The sequence below is a fragment of the Gordonia crocea genome, assembly GCF_009932435.1.
In the GTDB taxonomy this organism is placed as follows: domain Bacteria; phylum Actinomycetota; class Actinomycetes; order Mycobacteriales; family Mycobacteriaceae; genus Gordonia; species Gordonia crocea.
In genome coordinates this window covers 395,611-416,956 of record NZ_BJOU01000001.1, presented here as the reverse complement: position 1 = coordinate 416,956, position 21,346 = coordinate 395,611, and the positions used below count along the sequence as shown (strand labels likewise).

Genomic DNA, 21,346 nt, shown 5'->3' with positions numbered 1-21,346 from the left:
CCGCCACGCATCGCCGACTGGGCCCTGTATCCCGTCGACTGGGCCCTGCCTCAGTCGGGGTCGGTTGAGCCCAGCGCATCATCGCGCAGCGGGTGCGCCGCCTCGTCACGCCACAGCCCGGCGGCGAAGTAGAACGCAGCGGCGATCGGTACCGGAATGATGCCGGCGAGCACGAATGTCGTGGTCAGTCCGATGGCCTCGCCCACCGGAGCGGCGATGGCCATTGACGCCGGCATCAGCGCGATCGACACAAAGAAGTCGAGGCTGGCGACCCGCCCGAGAAGTCCCGGCGGCACGCGACGCTGCGACAGGGTTCCCCACAGCACCATCGGCCCGTCGAAGAGCACCCCGGTGATGAACCCGGCCACGACGACCAGCCACACCGACGTCGCCACACCGATGAGGATCAACGGCAGACTCGACAGACCCCACAAGACGAACATGACCGTGAGGTAGCGGCGCGGCATGCGAATCGAAGCGAAAGCCAACGACGTTGCCGCCGCACCGACGCCGAACGCCGCGAGTACGAGTGCGTGGTCAGCGGCATCACCGCCGGCCCGCTCCCTCAAGAGGAACGGAATGAGCACCTCGATCGGTCCCAGTGTCGCCAACACCAGGATCGACGAGAAGAACAGCGTCGCCCAGAGCCACGGAGTCCGCCGGAGGTACCCGAAGCCCTCGGCGAGATCGCCCAATACTCCGCGAACAGCGTTGCCGCGCAGGACTTCTGGATCGCGGCGCAACGGAACCGGCGCCATCACCAGATAGCAGATCCCGGAGCCGATGGATGCGGCCGCGGCAAGGCCCACCGCGTATCCGGGTGCGGTCGCGGCGATGATCCAGCCGGCGATCATCGGCCCCACCGCCTGATAGGCCACCGGGCGAAGGAATCCCTCGATCCCATTCGCCGCCTGCAGCTGAGACGCCGGCAGTATCGAGGGCAGCATCGCCGAATATGCGGGGTAGTACATGCCGGTCGTGATGCCGGCGAGGACCGCGGCCACGACGACATGCCACAACCGAAGGGTTCCGGTCAGCGACGCGACAGCAACCACGACAAACACAGCGGTCTTGAGCATCTCCAGACCAATGACGATCCGGCGCTGCGAAACCCGGTCGGCGAGAACCCCGCCGACCAGCGTCGACGCGACCATTCCGACCGCAGCGGCCGCCGTCGCCACGGACACCTGAGTCGGAGCGCCACCCAGCCCGATGACCTGCCAAATCAGCGTGATCGCCCAAACCCCGTCGGCGAAGATGGACAGGATAAGCCCGGCCGCCAACCATCGGTACTGGCGGTACCCGAAGGGCGCCAGGGCACGCGGCAGCGCAATGGGCTGCTGCGGGGTGGGGGCGGTCGCGGTCACCAACTGAGCATGCCCGACGCCGGATCGGATGGGGTATCGATTTTCTGCCTCCAGTCGACGAGAAACAGGGCCCAGTCGGCGGGAACGAGGGGGCGGATTCAAGTGGTCGGTGCAACGGAATCTGTCGGTTTGGATTGTAGGAGTTCTTCGAGCTTTTCGGCGGGGGTCATCCAGTTGAGGCGTTTTCGGGGTCGGTCGTTGAGTTCGGCGGCGACTTGGTCGAGCATGCCGGGGCCGAAGAACGATAGGTCGGCCCCTTTGGGGAAGTACTGGCGGAGTAGGCCGTTGGTGTTTTCGTTGGTGGCGCGCTGCCAGGGGCTGTGGGGATCGCAGAAGTAGATCGGTAGGCCGGTGGCGTTGGTGATGGCGGTGTGGTGGGCCATTTCCACTCCTTGATCCCAGGTCAACGATCGACGCAGGATTTCGGGGATGGTCGGGATGGTTCGGGTCATGGCCGCGGCAACGGTGGCGGCGGTGTGATCGCCGGGCAGGTGCACCAGCATCAGAAAGCCGGTGGTGCGTTCGACCAGGGTGCCGATCGCCGAGCGGTTACCGGCTCCCATGATCAAGTCACCCTCCCAGTGGCCGGGGACCGAGCGGTCCTCGACTTCGGCGGGACGATCGCTGATCATCACCATGTCTTTGATCCGGCCTCGACCGGATGTGTCTCGGCCTGCGGGTTTGCGTCGTATCCGCCCGGTGCGTAGTGCTTTGGCAACCTCGGCGCGCAAACCACCGCGGGCTTGAACATACATCGACTGGTAGATCGTTTCGTGGGACACCCGCATCTCCGGATCGTCGGGATAGTCGTGCCGTAACCGGTGGGCGATCTGCTCAGGACTGAGCCGTTTCCCCAGCATGTCGACGACTTCAGCGTAAAGCGCGGTGTCGGGTTGGAGTTTGCGCGGTTTGGGTCGCCGCCGGCCTTGGTCGACCGTCGTCTGCGCCACGATCGCCCGATACCGGTATTCACCGTCGCCGGCGGGCCGGCCCCGCACCAGTTCCCGGCTGATGGTCGAGCGGGAACGACCCAACAGACGCGCGATCCGCGCCGGCTGCGACCCTTTGCCCACCAGTTCCTCGATGCAGCACCGATCAGCGAAGGTCAACCGGCCCGTGCCGGCGCTGATCCGGCTTTCCAGTGCCGTTGCTGTTGGTTTCATTCCGCCAGCCTGGGCCAACCACAGGGCCCCGGAGTTGCGCGACACACCAGCAGCTCGCGCCGCAGCCTTGATCGTCATCCCCGTAGACAGGCCCTGCCAAAACAACTCACGCCGCTGGGTTAACGGCGGTCGATCAGCGACCCCCAACTTCCCCAACCGTCGTCTCGAACCACCATCACCCATGCTGACCTCCGCAAACTCGTCGGCCGTTGCGGCGATCGCTTGAGTCTGCGGGGCCCACTCGACGAGATTGAGGGCCCAGTCGACGAGATTGAGGGCCCAGTCGACGGGATTGAGGGCCCAGTCGACGGGATTGAGGGCCCAGTCGACGGGATTGAGGGCCCAGTCGACGGGATTGAGGGCCCAGTCGACGAGAAACAGGGCCCAGTCGACGGAGGCTAGATCGGCATCAAGAAGTTCTTGCGCGGGGTGCGCGTGACCCGCTTGTCCCGCAGCTGGGCGAGGGCCTTGCGCAACTCCAGGCGCGTCTGCGACGGCTCGATCACCGCGTCGATGTAGCCCTTCTCCGCGGCCAGGTACGGGTTCGCCATCATCACGTTGTAGAAGTCGATGAAGTCGCGGCGAACCTTGTCGGCATCGTGGGCCGACAGCCCCTCGGTCTGGCGACGGGTCAGCAGCACGGCCGCCGACTCGGCGCCCATCACCGCGATCTTGGCGGTGGGCCAGGCGAAGTTCAAGTCGGCACCGAGCTGCTTACAACCCATGACGGCATACGCGCCGCCGTAGGCCTTGCGCAGCACGACGGTGATCTTCGGGACGTCCGCCTCGACGTAGGCGTAAAGGAACTTGCCCGAGCGTCGGATCGTGCCCTTGGCCTCCTCGACCACGCCGGGCAGGATGCCCGGGGTGTCGACCAGGAAGATCAGCGGGATGCCATACGCGTTGCAGATGCGGACGAATCGCGTCGCCTTCTCCGACGCGTCGGTGTCCAGGGTCCCGGCCATCACGCTGGGCTGGTTGGCGACGATGCCGACGCTGTGCCCGTCGACGCGGGCGAATCCGGTGATCAGGTTGGGCGCGAACAGCTCGGCGACCTCGTGGAAGGCGCCGTCGTCGAACAGTCGGAGGATCAGGTCCTTCATGTCGTAGCCGGCGTTGTCGCTGTCGGGCATGAACTCGTTGAGCGACAGGTCCGAATCGGTGACCTCCGGCTCCAAACCGGGGTTGATCACCGGCGGCTTCTCATGCGCCGACGACGGCATGTACTCCAGGTACTCCCGGACCCACTCGAACGCGGCCTTCTCGTCGGGGGCGACGTGGTGGATATTGCCCCACCGCGCCTGGTTGTGGGCGCTGCCGAGGTCCTCGGCCGAGGTGTCCTCGCCGTTGACCGCTTTGAGGATGTCCGGGCCGGTGACGAACATGTAGCTCTTGTCCTCGACGCCGACGAGGATGTCGGTGTTGGCCGGGGTGTACACCGCGCCACCGGCACACTTGCCGAGGATGATCGACACCTGCGGCGCCAGACCGGAGACCAGGTCGTTGCGGCGGCCCATCTCCGCGTACCAGGCCAGGGACGTGACGGCATCCTGGATGCGGGCACCGGCCGAGTCGTTGATGCCGACGACGGGACAGCCGACGCGGCCGGCCAACTCCATCAGTGCCGCCACCTTGCGTCCGAACATCTCGCCGACCGACCCGCCCATGACCGACTGATCGTGGGAGAAGGCCGCGACGGGACGCCCGTTGACCAGCCCGTGGCCGGTGACGACGCCGTCGCCGTAGCCGGCCTCGCTCGCCCCGGGCGCCTTGACCAGCGCGCCGATCTCGACGAAGGTCCCGGGGTCGAACAGCATGTTCAGCCGCTCGCGCGGGGAGCAGATCCCCTTCGCGGCCCGCTTGGCGATCGCCTTGTCACCGCCGGGCTCCTGTGACGCCTCGAGCTTCTCCCGCAGGTCGGCCAGTTTCGCCGCCGTCGTCTGGGTCATGTGGGCTGTCCCTTCAATCGCCTGTGGCTGCTATTCGCCCAGGCCGTTCATTCGCTTCGTCAGGTCGGCGCCGATCTTGCTGATGTACGGCTCGTCGACGATGGACAGGTGGTCGCCACCGATGTGCACGATCTCCAAATCGTCGACGACCTCGCCCCACCGGCCGTCCTCGTCGATCTCGGCCCACTTGGGCTCCAGCTCGATCGCACCGTCGTGCATGCGGTCGGCCCGATAGAGCACGACCTTGCCGTCGTAGGTCTCCGGCTGAATCTGGTCGAGGATCCGGTTCTCGATGAACGACGTGCGCTGGTGCTCGATGATGCCACCGGGGATCTTGGTGTTGCTCATCGCCATCATCTCCATGATGATCTGGAACTGGCCTTCGTCGTCGGCCTCCACCAGACGGTCCATCGGCACCGGCACATCGGCGTCGAGGTCATAGTTGCGGATGGCGAAATCCTTCCACCGCTCCAACCGCTCGCGCTTGGTGTCCGCCGTCTCGACCAGGTCTTCCTTCGGGCGCACCACGTCGATCAGGCCGATGAACTCGACCTTCTCGCCCTGCTCGCGCAGCAGCTGTGCGACGCCGTAGGCGAGCGCGCCGCCGAACGACCAGCCCACCAGGACGTACGGGCCGTGCGGCTGTACCTCGCGCAGCCGCGGCAGGTACTCGCGCACCCGGTCCTCGATCGGGCCCTCGACGCCACGGTCGAAACCGATCACCGGCTGTCCCTCCGGCAGGCGCTTCAACAGCGCCTCGTAGGCCGAGGTGTTGCCGCCTGCGGGGTGGAACAGCAGCAGCGGCGTCGGGTCGCCGGCGGTGGTGTCATAGGACTTCTTGCCGTCCGGGACCAGGCGCAGGTAGCGCAGGAAACCGTCGGTCGCCGCACCCGCGTCGAGGTACTTGCGGACATAGTCCGCCATCTCCTCGATGGTCTCCGAGTCGAGGACGTCCTCGACGTCGACGTCGCCGCCGGTGCGCTCATTGAGCTTGTCGGTCAGCTTCTGCGCGACGTCCTCGCCGAGGACCGGCAGCTTGTTGAAGATGCCGCCGGCCGACTTGCCGGTGATCGTCGCGTACACGCCGAAGGTCAACCGCTCGGCGGCGTCGCGCGGCGGGACGTCGGATCCGGCCGCCTCGGCGACCGCGGCCTGATCGGTGAGGTCGAGCTTCTCGACCTTCTCCGGGGCGGCCTTCGCCACTGCAGCCTGCTCCGCCGCGGGCTCCTCGGCCTTGGGCTTCTCGGCCTTGAGTTCCTCGGCCTTCGGCATTTCTGCCTTCGTCGGCCCGGGCGCCTGGGCGGGCTTGGCTTCGACGCCCTGCTCGCGCTCCTTGGCGATCTGCTCGTCGATGTAGGCGTTGATCGCGGCGGTGTCCAGCTCCCCCTCACCAGCCGCGTTCTCGGCCAGGTCGTCGAGCTGGTCGCGGTGCGTCACGGCGAAGGCCACGAACTTCTCGACGTCGGCCAGGCTCGCCTGGCGCATCGCCTGCAGTTGCAGCTGCGGGATGTCGAACTCGAATTCGACGCGGTTCTTGATCCGCACCGCCATCAGCGAGTCCAGCCCCAACTCGATCAGCGCGACCTCGCGCGGCAGGTCCTCCGGGTCGTAACCCATCGACTCGCCGACGATCACCGCCAACCGGTCGCCGACCTTCTCACCCGATGCGGGGTCCCACTTGTCGCCGATGTTGTCGACGACCTCGTCCTCGACGATCACGGTGTCGTCGGCGAAGGCCGCGGCACCCTTCGACGTGGAAGCCGGCGCGGCGTCGACGGCCGGCGCCGACGCATCCGCCTTCGCGGCGTCCGAACCCGCCGCCCCGTCCGCACCCGCCGCCCCGGTCGAGCCGGTGACCACCGCCTCGAAGAGCTGGCGGAAGTGCTTGCCCTCGGCCGCGTGCACGGCGACCGAGGCGCCACCGGGATGCGGGGTCAGCGTGGTCGTCACGGTCCCCGACGACGGGAAGTCGCCATAGGCCTCGCTGGCGCCGACGGTGACGTCGGCGAAGACCTGCGACGCGGCGGCGGCGGCCAAGGCGCGCGGGTCGTCGACGGCGGTCGCGTTGACCTCCCACGCGTGGCGCCCGTCGGGCAGGGCGACGTGGGCGCCCGGGATCTTCCCGGTACCCGAACCGCTCGACAACTCGGCGGTCAGCCAGTAGTCGCGGCGCTCGAAATGCGTCCGCGGGATCGCGGCGAAAGCACCGGTGCCGAACAGTGATGCCACGTCGACGGCATGGCCGTGGACGTAGAGCTTCATCAGCGCGGTGACCAGACCGTCGTTCTCGTCTTCCTTGCGCTTGAGCGTCTCGACGAGTTCGGCGTCGTGCAGGCCGGCGCTGAAGGTCACCGCGGCCACCGAGATGAGCACGGCCGGGTTCGGCGAGAGCTCGACGAAGGTGCGGTGCCCGTTCTCGACCGCCTTGGCGATCGCCTGGCTGAACCACACGCTGTGGCGCAGGCCCTTGAGGAAGTACTCGATGGTGTGGACCGGCTCGTGGCCGGCGCGGTAGAAGGTCTCGCGGTCCACCGAGCTGTAGAACCCGATCTTCGGCCGCTGGGCCTCGATGCCAGTCAACTCGTAGGCGAGCTCGCCGAGCAGCGGATCCATCTGCGAGGTGTGGCTGGCGCCCTTGGTCTGCAGCTTGCGCCCCAGCTTGCCCTCGGCCTCGGCCCGCGCGACGATCGCGTCAACCTGTGCCTCGGGGCCGCCGATGACGGTGTGCGTCGGTGCCGCGTACACGCAGATCTCGAGGTCGGGGAAGTCGACGAGCACGTCGCCGATGTCGTCGGCGCTGTACTCGACGAGGGCCATCAGGCGGATGTCGTCGCCCTCCAGCATCGACTCGCCCTCACCCATCAGCCGCGAACGCTGGCAGATGACGCGCGTCGCGTCGGCCAGCGACAGGCCGCCACTGATGTAGGCCGCCGACGCCTCGCCCATCGAATGCGGAACGAGAACACCGGGTTCGGCGCCGAAGTGCCGCATCGTGTCGGCCAGGGCGACCTGGATCGTGTAGATCCCGACCTGGCTGGTCTCGATCCCGTAGGTTTGGGCGTCGTCGAGGAACATCTCGGCGATCGAGTACCCCAGCTCGCGCTGCACGTACTCGTCGACGCGGTCGACGTTCTTGGCGAACACCGGGTTGTCCAGGTACAGCTGCTTGGCCATCTTGCGGTGCTGCGAGCCGAAACCGGACAGCAGCCACACCGCCGACGCCGGGTCCGGCGCATCTGCGGTGTAGACCAGCGGGTTGTTCTTGCCCTCGGCGACCGCGCGCAAACCGGTGAGGGCGTCCTCGTGGCTGCGGGCCATGACGACGCTGCGGGTGCGGCCGTGGTTGCGGTGCGCCAGGGCGCGGCCGATGTCGACGAGCGGGGTGGCCCGTCCCTCGTCGGTCTCCAACCAGTCGACGAGGCGCTGGGCGGCCCGCCGGCGGCGCGACGAGACGAAGCCGGACACGACCAGCGGCACGAGCGCGCCGGTGTCGGTGTCGGCCGCGCGCTCGACACCCGCGGCGATGGGCGCGAAGCCCTCGGTGGGATCGACCTCGACCGCCGCGGCCGGCGCTTCCTCGGTCTTCGCCTGGGCGGCGAGGATGGCCCGCTCGGCATCGGTCAGGTACTCGTCCTCGTCGTCGTCATCGACGTCGACGACCGGCTCGGCGACCACGGTCTCCGCCGACTCCGCCGCGGCGGGGGCCGGGTGCAGGTCGGACTCGAGGACCTCGCGCACGACGAGGTGCGCGTTGGTCCCGCCGAAGCCGAAGCCGGACACCCCGGCGATGGCGTGGCCGCTGTAGCGCGGCCAGTCGGCGGCTTCCTCGACGACCTTGAGGTTGGTCGCCTCGAACTGGATGTAGGGGTTGGGGCCGGCGTAGTTGAGCGATGGCGGCAGCTTGCCCTTGGTCAGCGACAGCACGATCTTGGCCAGTGCCCCGGCACCCGCCGCGGACTCCATGTGGCCGAAGTTCGTCTTGGCCGAACCCAGCAGCGCGGGCTTGCCCGGCTCACGGCCCTTGCCGACGACCCGGCCGAGTGCGTCGGCCTCGATCGGGTCGCCCAGGATGGTGCCCGTGCCGTGCGCCTCGACGTAGTCGACGTCGCGCGGATCGGTGGCCGCGTCGGTGTACGCGTCGCGCAGCACCTCGACCTGCGCCTCCGGGTTGGGCGCAAAGAGGCCGTTGGACCGGCCGTCGGAGTTGACCGCAGAACCGGCGATGACGGCCAGGACGGTGTCACCGTCGCGGCGGGCGTCGGCGATGCGCTTGAGGACGAACATGCCGCCGCCCTCGGAGCGGACCATGCCGTCGGCGTCGGAGGAGAAGGCCTTGATGTGCCCGTCCTTGGCGACCGCGCCGATCGTGTCGAAACCGACGGTCGCGGCGGGGGTGAGGATCATGTTGACGCCGCCGGCCACGGCGACGTCCGACTCGCCGCTGCGCAGGCTCTGCACCGCCTGGTGCACCGAGACCAGCGACGACGAGCAGGCGGTGTCCACCGCGACGGAGGGGCCGTGGAAGTCGAAGAAGTACGACGTGCGGTTGGCGATGATCGACGTCGAGGTGCCGGTGAGCGCATAGGCCGCGGTCTCGTCGGAACCCTCGCCGAGGCCAAGGGCCGCGAGTAGCTGGTAGTCGTTGGTCGAGGTGCCGACGAAGACGCCGACCCGGCCGCCCTTGAGGTCGCTGGGCGGGATGTGCGCGTGCTCGAGCGCCTCCCAGGTCAGCTCCATGACCAGCCGCTGCTGCGGGTCGACCATCTCGACCTCGCGCGGGCTCATCTGGAAGAAGTCGCCGTCGAAGGCCTTCACGTTATCGAGGTATCCGCCGCGCAGGTTGCGCTTCTCGAGCACCTCGGCCATCCGCGGGTCGGCCTTGAACTCGCTCCACCGGTCTTCGGGGAGTTCGGAGATCCCGTCGCGCCCGGTGATGAGCGCCTCCCACGTCGACTCCGGGGTTTCGCCGGCCTTGGGGAAGCGGGTGGAGAAGCCGACGATGGCGATGTCGTCGTCGGGGTTGCGCTCGCGCTCCCAGAAGGCGTCGACGTCGTGCAGCCCCTCGTCGGGGTCGCCCTCGATGATCCGCTTGGCCAACGAGGCGATCGTCGGGTGGTTGTAGACGACGGTGGCGGTGAGGACGACGCCGGTTTTGTCCTCGATGTCGCCGCCGAGCGCGACGGCGTCGCGGCTGGACAGGCCGAACTCCTCCATCGGCCGGTCCTCGGGGATCTGGTCGACGGGCATACCGGTGGCGGCCGACACCCATTCGCGCAGCCAGTCCCGGAGTTCGGCGACGGTCAGATCGCCAATGGTCTCACCCGCCGTCCCAGCGGACGGGGACGTCGAGGTGGTTTCGGCGTCGCCAGCGGCTTCGGTGGCGTCGTTATTAAGTTCAGACATCAAAATCCAGCTTACTGGTCGGGGGCGTCCGGGAACGCGGTCTGCTGGTAGCCGCCCCGCAGGGTCCCGTCGACGTAGGCGGTCTTGGTCGCGCGGCGCGCGATCTTCCCACTGGACGTTCGGGGGATCGAGCCGGCCGGGACCAGCAGCACGTCGCGCACCATCACACCGTGGCGCTGGGCGATCGCGGCGCGGACCGTGTCGGCGACCTCCTGCGGGTCAACCCGCTTGCCGGGGCCCCGCTCGGCGACGATGACCAACTGTTCCGACGAGTCGTCCGGGTCATGGGTCAGACCGCTGCTGGCGTTCTCGAACACGACCGACGGCAACTCGTTGGCCGCCACCGAGAAGGCGGCGACGAAGCCGGGGCGCAGCGAGGTGCTGGACTCCTGGGCGCTGAACTCGAGGTCCTGCGGGTAGTGGTTGCGGCCGTCGACGATGACCAGGTCCTTGACGCGACCGGTGATGTAGAGCTCGCCGTCGAGCCACACGCCGTAGTCGCCGGTGGCCATCCAGTTGGCATCGGTTTCGGTGCCCTCGGCGTGGCTGCCGGACTCCAGGCGCTGGACCAGCTTGTTGTGGAAGGTGGCCTCGGTCTCGTCGACCTTGTTCCAGTAGCCCTTGCCGATGTTGAGGCCGTGCAGCCAGATCTCGCCGACGACTCCGTCGGTGCGCTCGCTGTTGGTCTCCGGATCCACGATGACGGCCCACTGGCTCATGGCCACCTGGCCACAGGAGACCTGCGGCACCGCGTTGGGGGCGTCCTCGTCGACGACGGTGAGGTGACCGGCGTTGAGGTCCTCCCGGTCGACGTAGATGATCTTCGCCTCGTTCTCGCGGGCGGTCGCCGAGACGAACAGGGTGGCCTCAGCCATGCCGTAACACGGCTTGATGGCGGTCTTGGGCAGCCCGTACGGACCGAAGGCGTCGTTGAACTTCTTCATCGAGCTGACCGTGACCGGCTCCGAGCCGTTGATCAGGCCGATGACGTTGGACAGGTCGAGTTCCTCGCCGTCCTTCGGCAGGCCGCGGGCGGCGGCGTGTTCGAAGGCGAAGTTCGGGGCGGCCGCGAACGTGCCGGCCCCATCGCTGTGGGCGGCGAGTTCTTTGATCCACCGACCCGGGCGCCGCACGAACGCCTGCGGGCTCATGATCGTGATGTAGCGCCCGCCCAACGCCGGCAGGATCACCGTGATCAGGCCCATGTCGTGGAACATCGGCAGCCAGGTGACGCCGCGCGAATTGAGGTCGATCTCGATGGTGTCGTAGATCTGCAGCGCGTTGGCGGCCACGGCGAGGTAGGTGATCTCGACGCCGGCGGGCACGCGCGTCGAACCCGAGGTGTACTGCAGGTAGGCGACGGTGTCCTTGTTGTGGTCCTTGCCGGCGACCGGTGCGACCCAGGTCGAGCCGACGGAGTCCGGCACCGCGTCGACGGCGATGACGCGCGGGCGCTCCTTGGCGGGCTTGTCGGCGAAGAAGTCGCGGACGGCCTCGGCGGACTTCGTCGAGGTGAGGATGGCGGTGGGCTTGCAGTCGTCGAGGACGGCGTGCAGGCGGTCGGTGTGGCCGGGCTCGTCCGGGGAGAACAGCGGGACGGCGACGTTGCTGGCGTACAGCGCGGCGAAGAAGCCGATCACGTACTCCAGCGACTGCGGCGCGAGGATGGCGACGCGGTCGCCGTGCTTGGTCACCTGCTGCAGGCGGGCGGCCACCGCGCGCAGGCGCTTGCCGAACTGAGCCCAGGTCAGGTCCTGGTATTCGCCGTCGCGTTCGCGCGAGTAGTCGATGAAGCGATAGGCCAGCGTGTCGGCCTGGTCGCGGACGTTGCGCTCGACATAGTCGACAAGGGTGGCTTCCTCGGTGAAGCTGAGGTTGCCCTCTTTGTCCAGGAACTGTTCAAACTCGGTATTCAGCATAATTCTCCTGTACCGGGTCCCGTCGCGCTGGGGCCGCGGCTTCTTCTCGGTCCTCGGCGCACTCATCCGCGGGGGGACGGGAGTCCGTGAGGAGCGTTGGTCGGGTCAGGTTCTAGACCGTTTCCAGTCGTCGTGCGCGCCAACCACCAGGCCGTCGGACTTGGGCGGCTTGGCCGGGCGAGCGCAGATCCTCGGCTATCTTACTCTCCCTTAAGTATCGGGATGATCGGCGCGAACGCATCCATCTGCGTCGGGAACACCCCGACGAAGGACATCGAGGTACGCTCGCGCACCTGCCGGATCTGATCGGCGATCTCCTCGAAGGAGCCGATCGCGATATACGGCGAGGACAAAACGTCGTCGACGGTGAACTCGGTGTCTCGGACGATGTTGGGCGGATAGCCCTGGTCGAGCGCCTTGAGCGCCATCTCCGCGGTGGCGACGCGGTCGTCGGTGATGACGATGACGGCGATGGTCCAGTTCAGCTCGATCTCGTCGAACCGGTCGCCGGCCGCCTCGCGCACCCGGTCGACCCGGGCGGCGGTGGCGTCGAGCGTCATGTCGGACAGCTTCATCTTCCCGTCGGGCGTCGTGCCGGGGGCGATGGAGATGATGTCGGCGTGCTTCGCGGCGAGCGCCAACATCTTCGGACCACCGGCGCCGACGGCGATCGGCGGGCGGGGGCCCTGCCGCGGTCGCGGGCTGCCCTCGAGTCCCTTGATCTGGTAGAACTCGCCGTCGAAGTCGACGGTCTCACCGCGCATCAAGCCGTCGAGGATGGTCAGCGCCTCGTCGAGCCGGCGGATGCGGGTGCCCGGCGACTCGAACTCGATGCCGGCCTTGTCGAACTCGTCCTTCATCCATCCCGCGCCGATGCCCAGCTCGAGCCGCCCCTTGGACAGCACGTCGATGGTCGTGGCCTCTTTGGCCAGGATCGCCGGGTGGCGGAAGCCGTTGGCGAGGACCGACGTGCCCAGGCGGATGGTGCTGGTGGCCTGCGACAGGGCGCCGAGCGCGGCGAGCGGACCGACCTGGTTGCCCAGGTGGTCGGGGACGGCAAAGGCGTCGAAGCCGTACTCCTCAGCGGTTTGGGCGAGCTGGACGAACTTGCGTGCGCCGCCCTCTTCCTTGTTGCCCTCACCACCGGCTCCGAAGCGGAACTTCCGGGTCATCCACCACTCCTGGCTGTCAGCGATCAAAACTCAACCGACGATACGGTACGCGGTGCCCACCGACCCGGCCAAATGTCGGATCGGTCATGCTCGCTGCACTAATCAGAAGTGCTCCGGGTGCGGTGCCCCGTTGATCAGGCCGACCGCCCACGCGTACATCCACTGCGTCGCGGTGGCGCCGTTGAGCGACCAGTACTTCGGTGTGGCGTACATCGCGTGGATCGGGTTGCGCGAGGCGTTGACGAGTTGGCCGACCGCACCCAGCGGATTGCGGATGGTCGGCGAATCGCAGATCAGGTCGCCGGGTGCGCAGATCCCCGAGACCCGGTCGCGCAGCGAACCGAAGCCGCCGTCGCGCGCGCCGTTCATCGTGATCCCCGGGACCAGGTGGCCGAACACGCCGAGCGCGACCTCCGCACCCACCCCGGGCGGGTTGGGCCCGATGTTGTTCTGTTGGTCTGCGACGCGGCGCCCATCGGCGATCAACCCGACGCCCAGGACGAGGTGCTCGTCCTTCTCCTCCAGCACGCCGCGGTCGTTGCCGATGTTGCTGGCCACGTCACCGGCGATCACGGCCCCCTGCGAGAAGCCCATGACGACGAAGGTCGTCAGCGGGCACCGCTTGTTCACCGCGGTGATGTGCCCCGCGGTGCGCATGTAGCCCTGCCGCCGGGAGACGTCGTAGTCGGCCTGGCGGTCGCCGAGATTGGTGGGGTTCCGGAACTCCGCGGTGTAGGGGATCGTGTAGATCCGCGCTCGGTTGGCCGAGTACTTCTTCCCCAGTGCCGAGGACACCCGCAACATCAGCGACTTGGGGTTGGCCCGCGGGTTGAACGGGTCGTCTTTGGCCGAGGACTCCCAGGTACCGGGAATCACGACGACCTCGACGTCGGGGCAGTCGGCCGACTGCTTCGCCGGCGGGGGCGGCGGCTGCGGCGGGGTCGGCTTCTGAGGTGCGCAGGCGCGCAGGATCCACAGGATCAGCGCGATCACCGCGACGAGGATCAGGAAGACGATCAACCACCGACGGAACCGTCCCGCACCCGTCTTCTCGGTCGTCATGGATCAGCAGTAGTTCTCGTGAGCGGCGCGAATGACTTTGTCGGCCTTGATGTTTGCCGCCTCAACGGTCTTCTCGCCCGGGCCCACCGCGGCGACGACAAAAGCCTTCATCGACGTGGGGTCGCCATTCTTGTTGCGCTGGTCGCACACGAACTTGGCCATCGTCAGGGCGATGGAGTTGTCGGTGTCGCCCATGATGGTGACGTGCTGGCGCTTGAGTGCGTCGAGGTAGCGCTGGGCCTTGCCGTCGAGCGGCTCGGCGGGCGCACCGGCCTTGGTCGTGGAGCCGGGGAAGTCGCTGGGCTGGGTGGTCGACGGGTTGGGCGCGGTCGCCGGCATCCCCGGCTTGGACGTGTCGGTGCCCGACGGGGCGGCGATCGACGTCGGCGACTCGAACTGCGTGGTCGTCACCGGGGTCGCGGTGATCGGCGCACTCGCCGTCGAATCATCGCCGCCGCAGCCCGCGCACACACCCACGACCAACCCGGCCGCGCCCGCGGCGAGCCCGATTCGTGCCAACACCTTCACCGTTTCCCACTTTCGCTCACTGCGCCCTGACTGTCGCCCACGCGCCTGGCTGTCGCCCCATGCGTCTGGAGTCCCTCCTCGACGGCCAATCAGCGCTCAGTCGCCCAGATTACCCGTGCTCAGGCCCGAATCCGTGCAGCCAGAGCTGTGAATCGGCGGGGAATGGAAGATTCTTGGCGTTATCTCAGACCGGTGCCAGCGATTGACCAGACGCGGTGCCCGACGGCCGTCGGGCACTGCCCCCTGACCAGCACCATTCCCGGCACGATGTCCCGTTTTACCGTTATCGGTTCGCTGTGATTTAGAACACGTTATATTCGCCGCAAGTCATCCACGACCGAAGGGACAGTGACTGTGAGAACACCGATGAATGTGCGGCGAACGATTCGCTCGGCCGCCGCGATCGGCGCGGCCGGCGCCTTGGCGCTGGGCGTGCTGACGGCTTGTTCGAGTGACGACAGCAACGATGCTGGGCCGACCACCGACCTGCCCACCTCGCCCGCCGCCGGTGAGCCGATCAAGATCGGATTCATCGGCGCCGAGGGTGGCGTCGTCGCCCTTCCGCAGCTGCGCGCGGCAGCCGAGGCCACCGCCAAGTACCTCAACGACAACGCCGGCGGCATCAACGGGCACAAGGTCGACCTGGTCGTCTGCAACCAGCAGGAAGACCCCGCGTCGGCCACCAAGTGCGCCAACGAGATGGTGGAGAAGAAGGTCGCCGTCGTCGCGGTCCCGATGACCTCGCAGGGAGCGGTGATGCTCCCGATCATCGCCCGCTCGGGCATTCCCTACGTCGCGCAGGCCCCGGTGTCCGCGGTCGAGATGGGCGCCCCCGGCGGCTTCATGATCTCCGGCGGCTCGGTGGCCGTCCTCAAGGCCCAGGCGCAGACCGCGGCCAAGGAAGGCGTCAAGAAGTTCACCATGCTCATCGGTGACTCCGGCGATGCCGCCGCCTCCATCGGCCAGATGGCCCAGCTGTTCTTCAAGCCGGCCGGCATCGAGGTGAAGACGGTCATCATCCCGTCCAACGTCGCCGACCCGACGCCGCAGATCACCGCCGGCCTCGCCGACAAGCCCGACGCCGTGACGATTCTCGGCGACACCCGCCAGTGCATCGCCGGCCTCAAGGCCCTCAAGTCCGCGGCGCCGACGGTGAAGAAGTACCTCATCGCCACCTGCCTGGACAAGAAGGTCACCGAAGCCGTCGGTGAAGACGCGGTCGAGGGCGCCAAGGCCTTCACCACCGTCGTCACCACCGGCGACGACCCGTCGGTGGTCCAGTACCGCTCGGTGCTGGCCAAGTACGCCCCCGACGTCGACCCGCACGGCGTGGGCTACCTGGGCTACCAGGTGATCAGCTCGATCGCCGAGGTCGGGCACTCCCTGCCGGCCGGTCCGGTCACCGCAGCGCAGTTCAAGGCCGCGTTCGCCGCCGCCAAGGACCTGCCGGTGCCCGCTGCTCCGGGCCTGACCTTCACCTGCAACGGCAAGGCCTTCCCCAAGGCGCCCAACCTGTGCGGTACGTCAATGCTCGTCTCCACGGTCGGCCCCGACGGCGTCCTTGAGGACAGCACCGTCGTCAACTAATCGGTAGAAGGTTCGGGGGCCGCCACGTGCGGCCCCCGAATTTTCTGGCCAGCCCTTCACAACCTGACAGGTCGGACACATGGACTACCTCGCCTTTTTCGTCATGGGCATCGGCAACGGCGCCGTCTACGCGGCGCTCGGCCTCGCCCTGGTGATGACCTACAAGAGCTCCGGAGTCGTCAACTTCGCCACCGGCGCCATCGCGCTTTACACGGCCTATACCTACGCCTTCCTCCGTCAGGGAGTACTGCTGAACCCGATCCCCGGCTTCGACGCCAAGATCGACCTCGGCACCAAACTCGGCGTGCTGCCGGCGATCGCCGCGGCACTGCTCGTCGCCGCCGTCCTCGGCGTGCTGCTCTACCTCGTCGTCTTCCGGCCGCTGCGCACCGCTCCGGCGCTGGCGAAAGCGGTTGCCGCCATCGGTGTGATGCTCGTGCTGCAGGCGCTGATCACCCTGCGCGTCGGGGAGGACTCCCCGACGGTCCGCCCGATCTTCGGGTCCGGGTCGATCACCATCGGGTCGCAGGGGATCACCACCGACCGGATCTGGTTGGCCGTGGTGATCATCGGCCTGGCCGTGTGCGCCGGGCTGGTCCTGCGCTACACCCGGTTCGGCATCGCCACCGAGGCGGCCGCGGAATCGGAGAAGGGCGCGCTGGTCACCGGCCTGTCCCCCGACAAGATCGCCGTCGCCAACTGGGCGCTGTCCTCGGTCACCGCCGGCCTGGCCGGAATCCTCATCGCCCCGCTGACGACGCTGAGCCCCTACGCCTACAGCCTGTTCCTGGTGCCGGCGCTGGCCGCCGCCCTCGTCGGCAACTTCACCAGCATCGGCATCACCGTCGGCGCCGGGTTGGCCATCGGCATGCTCATGAGCGAGGCCGCCAAGCTGCAGAACACCTTCGACTGGCTCCCGCAATACGGTCTGGGCGAGGCGGTGCCGCTGATCCTCATCCTCGCCTTCCTGCTGATCCGCGGACAGGCCATCCCCGGGCGCGGCGCCCTCATCCGGCAAGACCTCGGCCGGGCCCCGCGGCCCAACCGGCTCATCCTCCCGACCCTCGTCGGCGCGGCGATCGTCCTCGCCGCGCTGTACCTGACGTCGGGAAGCCTGCGGCTCAACATAATCGTCAGCCTGATCTTCGCCATCATCGCGCTGTCCCAGGTCGTCATCACCGGCTATGCCGGGCAGGTGTCGCTGGCCCAGCTCACCCTCGCCGGCGCCGGAGCCTTCGCACTGTCGCGCATCGTCGCCGACTGGGGGCTGCCGTTCCCGATCGCACCGCTGGTCGCGGTTCTCTTCGCGACGATGATCGGCATCGTCGTCGGCCTGCCGTCGCTACGGGTCCGCGGGCTGTCCCTGATGGTCGCCACCCTGGCGCTCGCCGTGTTCCTCGAACAGGCCTGGTTCCAAAACCCCGACCTCAACGGGCAGGCCGCCCAACTCGAGCGGGGCGACCAGGGCGCGGCGCTGCCCATCCCGGCCCCGAAACTGTTCGGCATCGACATGGCCGTCGGGTCCGGCTCCGGCTATCGCATCTCCTTCGGCGTGCTGTGCCTGGTGGTGTTGATCGCCTGCGCCCTCGGCGTCGCCTTCCTGCGGCGCAGCCGTCTCGGCGGCGCGATGCTGGCGGTGCGCGCCAACGAGCGTTCCGCGGCCGCCGCGGGGATCAACGTCGGCGCCACCAAACTCATCGCCTTCGCCATCGCCTCGTTCATCGCCGGCATCGGCGGCACACTGCTCGCCTACCAGCAGCAGAACGCCAACGCCTCGGCGTTCGCGGTCTTCGCCGGCATCGGCCTGTTCGCAGCCTTCTACATCGCCGGGGTGACCTCGATCTCCGGGGCGATGCTCGGCGGCATCCTGGCCCCCGGCGCCCTGCTGGCGTTCGTGACCGATCGCTACCTGCACCTGGGCAACTACTACATGGTCGCCACCGGCATCCTGCTGGTGCTCACCGTGATCACCAGCCCCGACGGCATCACCGGGCACCTGCACCGGATTCCGTTGCCGGATTGGCTGCGCGGCCGGTCGACGCTCGCTGCCCTGGGTCCCGACGACGAGCCCGTTGCCGTCATCCCGGCGGCGACGGAATTCGGCGAACGGCCCAAGCCGGTTCTCGCGGTCAACGACATCACCGTCTCCTACGGCCCGATCACCGCGGTCAACAGTGTCGACCTCGATCTGCGGCCCGGCGAAATCGTCGGGCTCATCGGACCCAACGGTGCCGGCAAGACGACCTTCGTCGACGCGATCAGCGGTTTCGCCGAGTCGACCGGCCAGATCCAGCTGGGCGACGTCGACCTGGCCGCCCTGTCGCCGCACCGACGGGCACGCGCCGGGTTGGGCCGCAGCTTCCAAGACATCGAGTTGTATGAGGAACTGTCCGTCGCGGAGAACGTCGGCGTCGGGGTGGCCCGCGGCGACCGGGACGTGGCGGGGTCGGTCGGGCGCGCGCTGCGCCTGCTGGAGATCACCGATCTGGCCGACACCCTCGCCGCCGACCTTTCCCAGGGTCAGCGCCAATTGGTGTCGGTGGCCCGCGTCTTGGCCGGGCGTCCGGCCGTCGCCCTGCTCGACGAGCCGGCCGCCGGGCTGGACACCACCGAGAGTCGCTGGCTGGGCGAGCGCCTGCGCGCCGCCGCCAACGGCGGGGTGACGATGCTGCTCATCGACCACGACATGGACCTGGTGCTCAGCCTCTGCGACCGCGTCGTCGTACTCGACCTGGGCGAAGCCATCGCCAGCGGTCCACCAGAACTGATCCGCGCCGACCCCGGGGTGATCCGCGCCTATCTCGGTACGGCCGACCACAGCGACACCGCCGCCGGTGATACCGCCACGGCTGATTCCGAAGAGGTACAGTCATGAGCAGTCTGCAGTGCACCGGCGTCGACGCCGGGTACCACAAGAACGCGTGCGTGCGCGGCTTCGACCTGGCAGTCGAGCCGGGCGAAATCGTGGCGCTGCTCGGTCCCAACGGGGCCGGCAAGACGACCGTGCTGATGACGCTGGCGGGCCTGCTGCCGCGACTGGGCGGCGAAGTCGCCGTCGGCGGTGTCGCGCTGCGGTCGGGGAACCCGCGCGCCGCGGTGCGGGCCGGGCTGGTGCTGGTACCCGACGACCGGGCACTGTTCCGGAACCTCACGTGTGAGCAGCACCTGCGCCTGGCAGTGCGCGGCCGGGCTGCGGGGCGAGCCGCGGTCGAGTCCGCCGTCGCCCGTTTCCCACGGTTGGGCGAACGGCTGGGCGTCGCCGCCGGCGAGCTGTCCGGCGGCGAGCAGCAGATGCTCGCCATCGCCCGGGCCCTGTTGCAGCGCCCCTCGGTGCTGCTGATCGACGAGCTGAGCATGGGCCTGGCGCCCGTCGTCGTCGAATCGATCCTGCCGACCCTGCGCGAGGTCGCCGCCACCGACCAGACCTCTATCGTGCTCGTCGAGCAGCACGTGCGGTTGGCCCTCGACGTGGCCGACCGGGCGGTCGTGCTCACGCACGGCAGCGTCGCGCTCACCGACGACGCCGCGGCCCTGGCCGGCGACCTGCCCCGGTTGGAAGCCGCCTATCTCGGGGCTTGACCGGGTGGGCGCCGGCCCGGACCGTCAGTTCGCGGCGTACACCGTGCCCCGCGCCTCGCGGGTCCAGAGCTGCTCGTCGTCGTGGGCGGTGGCGCCCTCCTGCTTGAGCTCGCGCTTGAGGATCTTGTTGGTCGCGGTGGACGGCAACTGGGAACTGATCCGCACGTAACGCGGCCAGGCCTTCGGCGAGAGGTCGGACTGGTCGGCGAGGAACGCGGACAGCGCCTCGGGCGTGAGATCGTCGACGCCGCTGGGCACCAACGCGGCCATCACCGCGTCGCCGACGGTCTCGTCGGGGACGCCGTAGACGGCGACCTGTCCGACGGCCGGCATCCGCTGCAGGATCCGCTCGATCGGCCCGGCGGTGAGGTTCTCCCCGTCGACGCGCAGCCAGTCGCCGGTGCGCCCGGCCAGATAGATCCACCCGTCGGCGTCGCGGTAGCCCAGGTCGCCCGACCAGTACATCCCCTCGCGCATGCGCTCGGAGGTGGTCGCCGCGTCGTTGTAGTAGCCGGTGAACATCCCGGCGCCGGAGGTGTTGACCAACTCGCCGATTGCCTCGTCGCCGTTGACGAGGGCGCCGTTCTCGTCGAACTCGGCGACGGCGCACTCGGTGACGGTGGCCGGGTTGTAGATGGCGACGCCGGGGAAGCCCTTGCCGATCGACCCCTTCGGCGTACCCGGTTCGCGGGTGATGATGACCGCGAGCTCGCTGGAGCCGTACCCGTCCCACACCATGGTGTCGAAGCGGCGGGCGAAGTCGTCGATGTCGCGGTCGCTGGCCTCATTGCCGAATGCCGCGCGCAGCGGATTGTCGGCATCGTCGGGCTGTTCCGGCGTGGCCAGGATGTAGGCGAGGGGCTTGCCGACGTAGTTCATATAGGTCGCCCCGAACCGGCGGATGTCGGAGAGGAAGGTCGACGCGGAGAACTTCGCCGGGACCATCGCCGCACCGCTGGTGGCCGCCACGCAGTAGCCGCCCAGCAGCGCCGCGGAGTGGAACAGCGGCATGGACAGGTAGCAGACGTCGTCGGCGGTGATGCCGAACTTCTCGAGCAAGGGCGGGCCCGCGAAGGGGATGAGCATCTGTGCCAGTTGAACGGGCTTCGGGTCGCCACTGGTGCCCGAGGTGAAGATCAGCATGAACGGGTCGGTGGCCGCCGGCGTGGAATGCGGGACCAGTTCCGGGGCCTGCGCGACGAGTTGGGCCCACTCGTCGCTCGAGGTGTCGAAGACCTGGCAATCACCGAGGTCGAGGCCGTCGAGCAGCTCGCGGTGCTCGGCATCGGTGAGGAGGATCTGACAGTCCGCGCGGCGGATGTCCCGTGCCAAGCCCTCTCCTCGTCGGGTGTTGTTGATCCCCGCGGTCACGTAACCGCCCGCCGCTCCCGCCGCGATGGCGATCAGCATCGTCGGGGTGTTTCCCAGTAGGACACCGATGTGCATCGGACGCGACTTGTCCGCGGCGTTGAGCACCGTCGCGGCGACGCGCCGGGCGTCGGCGAGGTACTCGCGCCAGGTCCACGTCCCGGTGTCGTGGATGATCGCGGTGCCGTCATCGTCAGCACGCTCGGCAAGGAGCTCGGTCACAGTTGCAGCCATGCGCCCAAATCTAGA

At 68.4% G+C, this 21,346-nt stretch carries 13 protein-coding genes; 4 read left to right on the top strand and 9 right to left on the bottom strand.

All coding sequences use genetic code 11. The features are described 5' to 3' along the window. Nucleotides 1-50 precede the first annotated feature (50 nt). Together nbrcactino_RS01900 and nbrcactino_RS01895 are read right to left on the bottom strand one after the other, a co-directional pair. Nucleotides 51-1,367, bottom strand: coding sequence for an MFS transporter (locus nbrcactino_RS01900; protein WP_228460625.1), 1,317 nt, complete (start codon nucleotides 1,365-1,367; stop codon nucleotides 51-53). A gap of 98 nt (nucleotides 1,368-1,465) precedes the next feature. Beyond that, nucleotides 1,466-2,608 (bottom strand): IS30 family transposase, encoded by a 1,143-nt coding sequence (locus tag nbrcactino_RS01895; RefSeq protein ID WP_228460624.1) that lies wholly within the window; start codon nucleotides 2,606-2,608, stop codon nucleotides 1,466-1,468. A 172-nt stretch (nucleotides 2,609-2,780) separates the two neighbouring features. Between nbrcactino_RS01895 and nbrcactino_RS18460 the strand changes: the two genes are divergently transcribed. Beyond that, nucleotides 2,781-2,969, top strand: a complete 189-nt coding sequence (locus nbrcactino_RS18460; protein ID WP_161925827.1) for a DUF1720 domain-containing protein — start codon at nucleotides 2,781-2,783, stop codon at nucleotides 2,967-2,969. Here the strand turns inward: nbrcactino_RS18460 and nbrcactino_RS01885 are convergent. From nbrcactino_RS01885 to nbrcactino_RS01860, 6 genes are all read right to left on the bottom strand, one after another. After that, a complete protein-coding gene (locus tag nbrcactino_RS01885) occupies nucleotides 2,929-4,479 on the bottom strand; it encodes an acyl-CoA carboxylase subunit beta (protein WP_161925826.1) in 1,551 nt (516 codons plus the stop codon). The two genes, nbrcactino_RS18460 and nbrcactino_RS01885, sit on opposite strands and share 41 nt — an antisense overlap. Before the next feature lie 30 nt (nucleotides 4,480-4,509). Then, complete coding sequence (gene pks13 / locus nbrcactino_RS01880; RefSeq protein ID WP_161925825.1) at nucleotides 4,510-9,882, bottom strand: polyketide synthase Pks13; 5,373 nt, start codon at nucleotides 9,880-9,882, stop codon at nucleotides 4,510-4,512. Between the two features lie 11 nt (nucleotides 9,883-9,893). Then, nucleotides 9,894-11,801, bottom strand: coding sequence for a long-chain-fatty-acid--AMP ligase FadD32 (gene fadD32 / locus nbrcactino_RS01875; RefSeq protein ID WP_161925824.1), 1,908 nt, complete (start codon nucleotides 11,799-11,801; stop codon nucleotides 9,894-9,896). Between the two features lie 200 nt (nucleotides 11,802-12,001). Then, nucleotides 12,002-12,973 (bottom strand): LLM class F420-dependent oxidoreductase, encoded by a 972-nt coding sequence (locus nbrcactino_RS01870; RefSeq protein WP_161925823.1) that lies wholly within the window; start codon nucleotides 12,971-12,973, stop codon nucleotides 12,002-12,004. Between the two features lie 102 nt (nucleotides 12,974-13,075). Further along, the gene (locus nbrcactino_RS01865; RefSeq protein WP_161925822.1) at nucleotides 13,076-14,035 is read right to left on the bottom strand and encodes a cutinase family protein; all 960 of its coding nucleotides are present in this window, start codon (nucleotides 14,033-14,035) and stop codon (nucleotides 13,076-13,078) included. Between the two features lie 3 nt (nucleotides 14,036-14,038). Further along, nucleotides 14,039-14,554: a DUF732 domain-containing protein gene (locus tag nbrcactino_RS01860; RefSeq protein WP_161927533.1), complete on the bottom strand. Its 516-nt coding sequence runs from the start codon at nucleotides 14,552-14,554 to the stop codon at nucleotides 14,039-14,041. Between the two features lie 375 nt (nucleotides 14,555-14,929). Here nbrcactino_RS01860 and nbrcactino_RS01855 point away from each other — a divergent pair, with 375 nt between their 5' ends. The 3 genes from nbrcactino_RS01855 to nbrcactino_RS01845 all read left to right on the top strand — a co-directional run bounded on the left by nbrcactino_RS01855 (nucleotide 14,930) and on the right by nbrcactino_RS01845 (nucleotide 19,729). After that, nucleotides 14,930-16,150, top strand: a complete 1,221-nt coding sequence (locus nbrcactino_RS01855) for an ABC transporter substrate-binding protein (protein WP_228460623.1) — start codon at nucleotides 14,930-14,932, stop codon at nucleotides 16,148-16,150. 79 nt (nucleotides 16,151-16,229) lie between these two features. Continuing rightward, nucleotides 16,230-19,025, top strand: a complete 2,796-nt coding sequence (locus nbrcactino_RS01850) for a branched-chain amino acid ABC transporter permease/ATP-binding protein (RefSeq protein WP_161925820.1) — start codon at nucleotides 16,230-16,232, stop codon at nucleotides 19,023-19,025. Then, nucleotides 19,022-19,729: an ABC transporter ATP-binding protein gene (locus nbrcactino_RS01845; RefSeq protein WP_161925819.1), complete on the top strand. Its 708-nt coding sequence runs from the start codon at nucleotides 19,022-19,024 to the stop codon at nucleotides 19,727-19,729. Before nbrcactino_RS01850 ends, nbrcactino_RS01845 begins: the two co-directional genes overlap by 4 nt. Nucleotides 19,730-19,753: 24 nt before the next feature. Here the strand turns inward: nbrcactino_RS01845 and fadD1 are convergent, their stop codons facing one another. Further along, entirely contained in the window at nucleotides 19,754-21,331 is a 1,578-nt protein-coding gene (gene fadD1, locus nbrcactino_RS01840; protein WP_161925818.1) for a fatty-acid--CoA ligase FadD1, read from the bottom strand. Nucleotides 21,332-21,346: the final 15 nt, after the last annotated feature.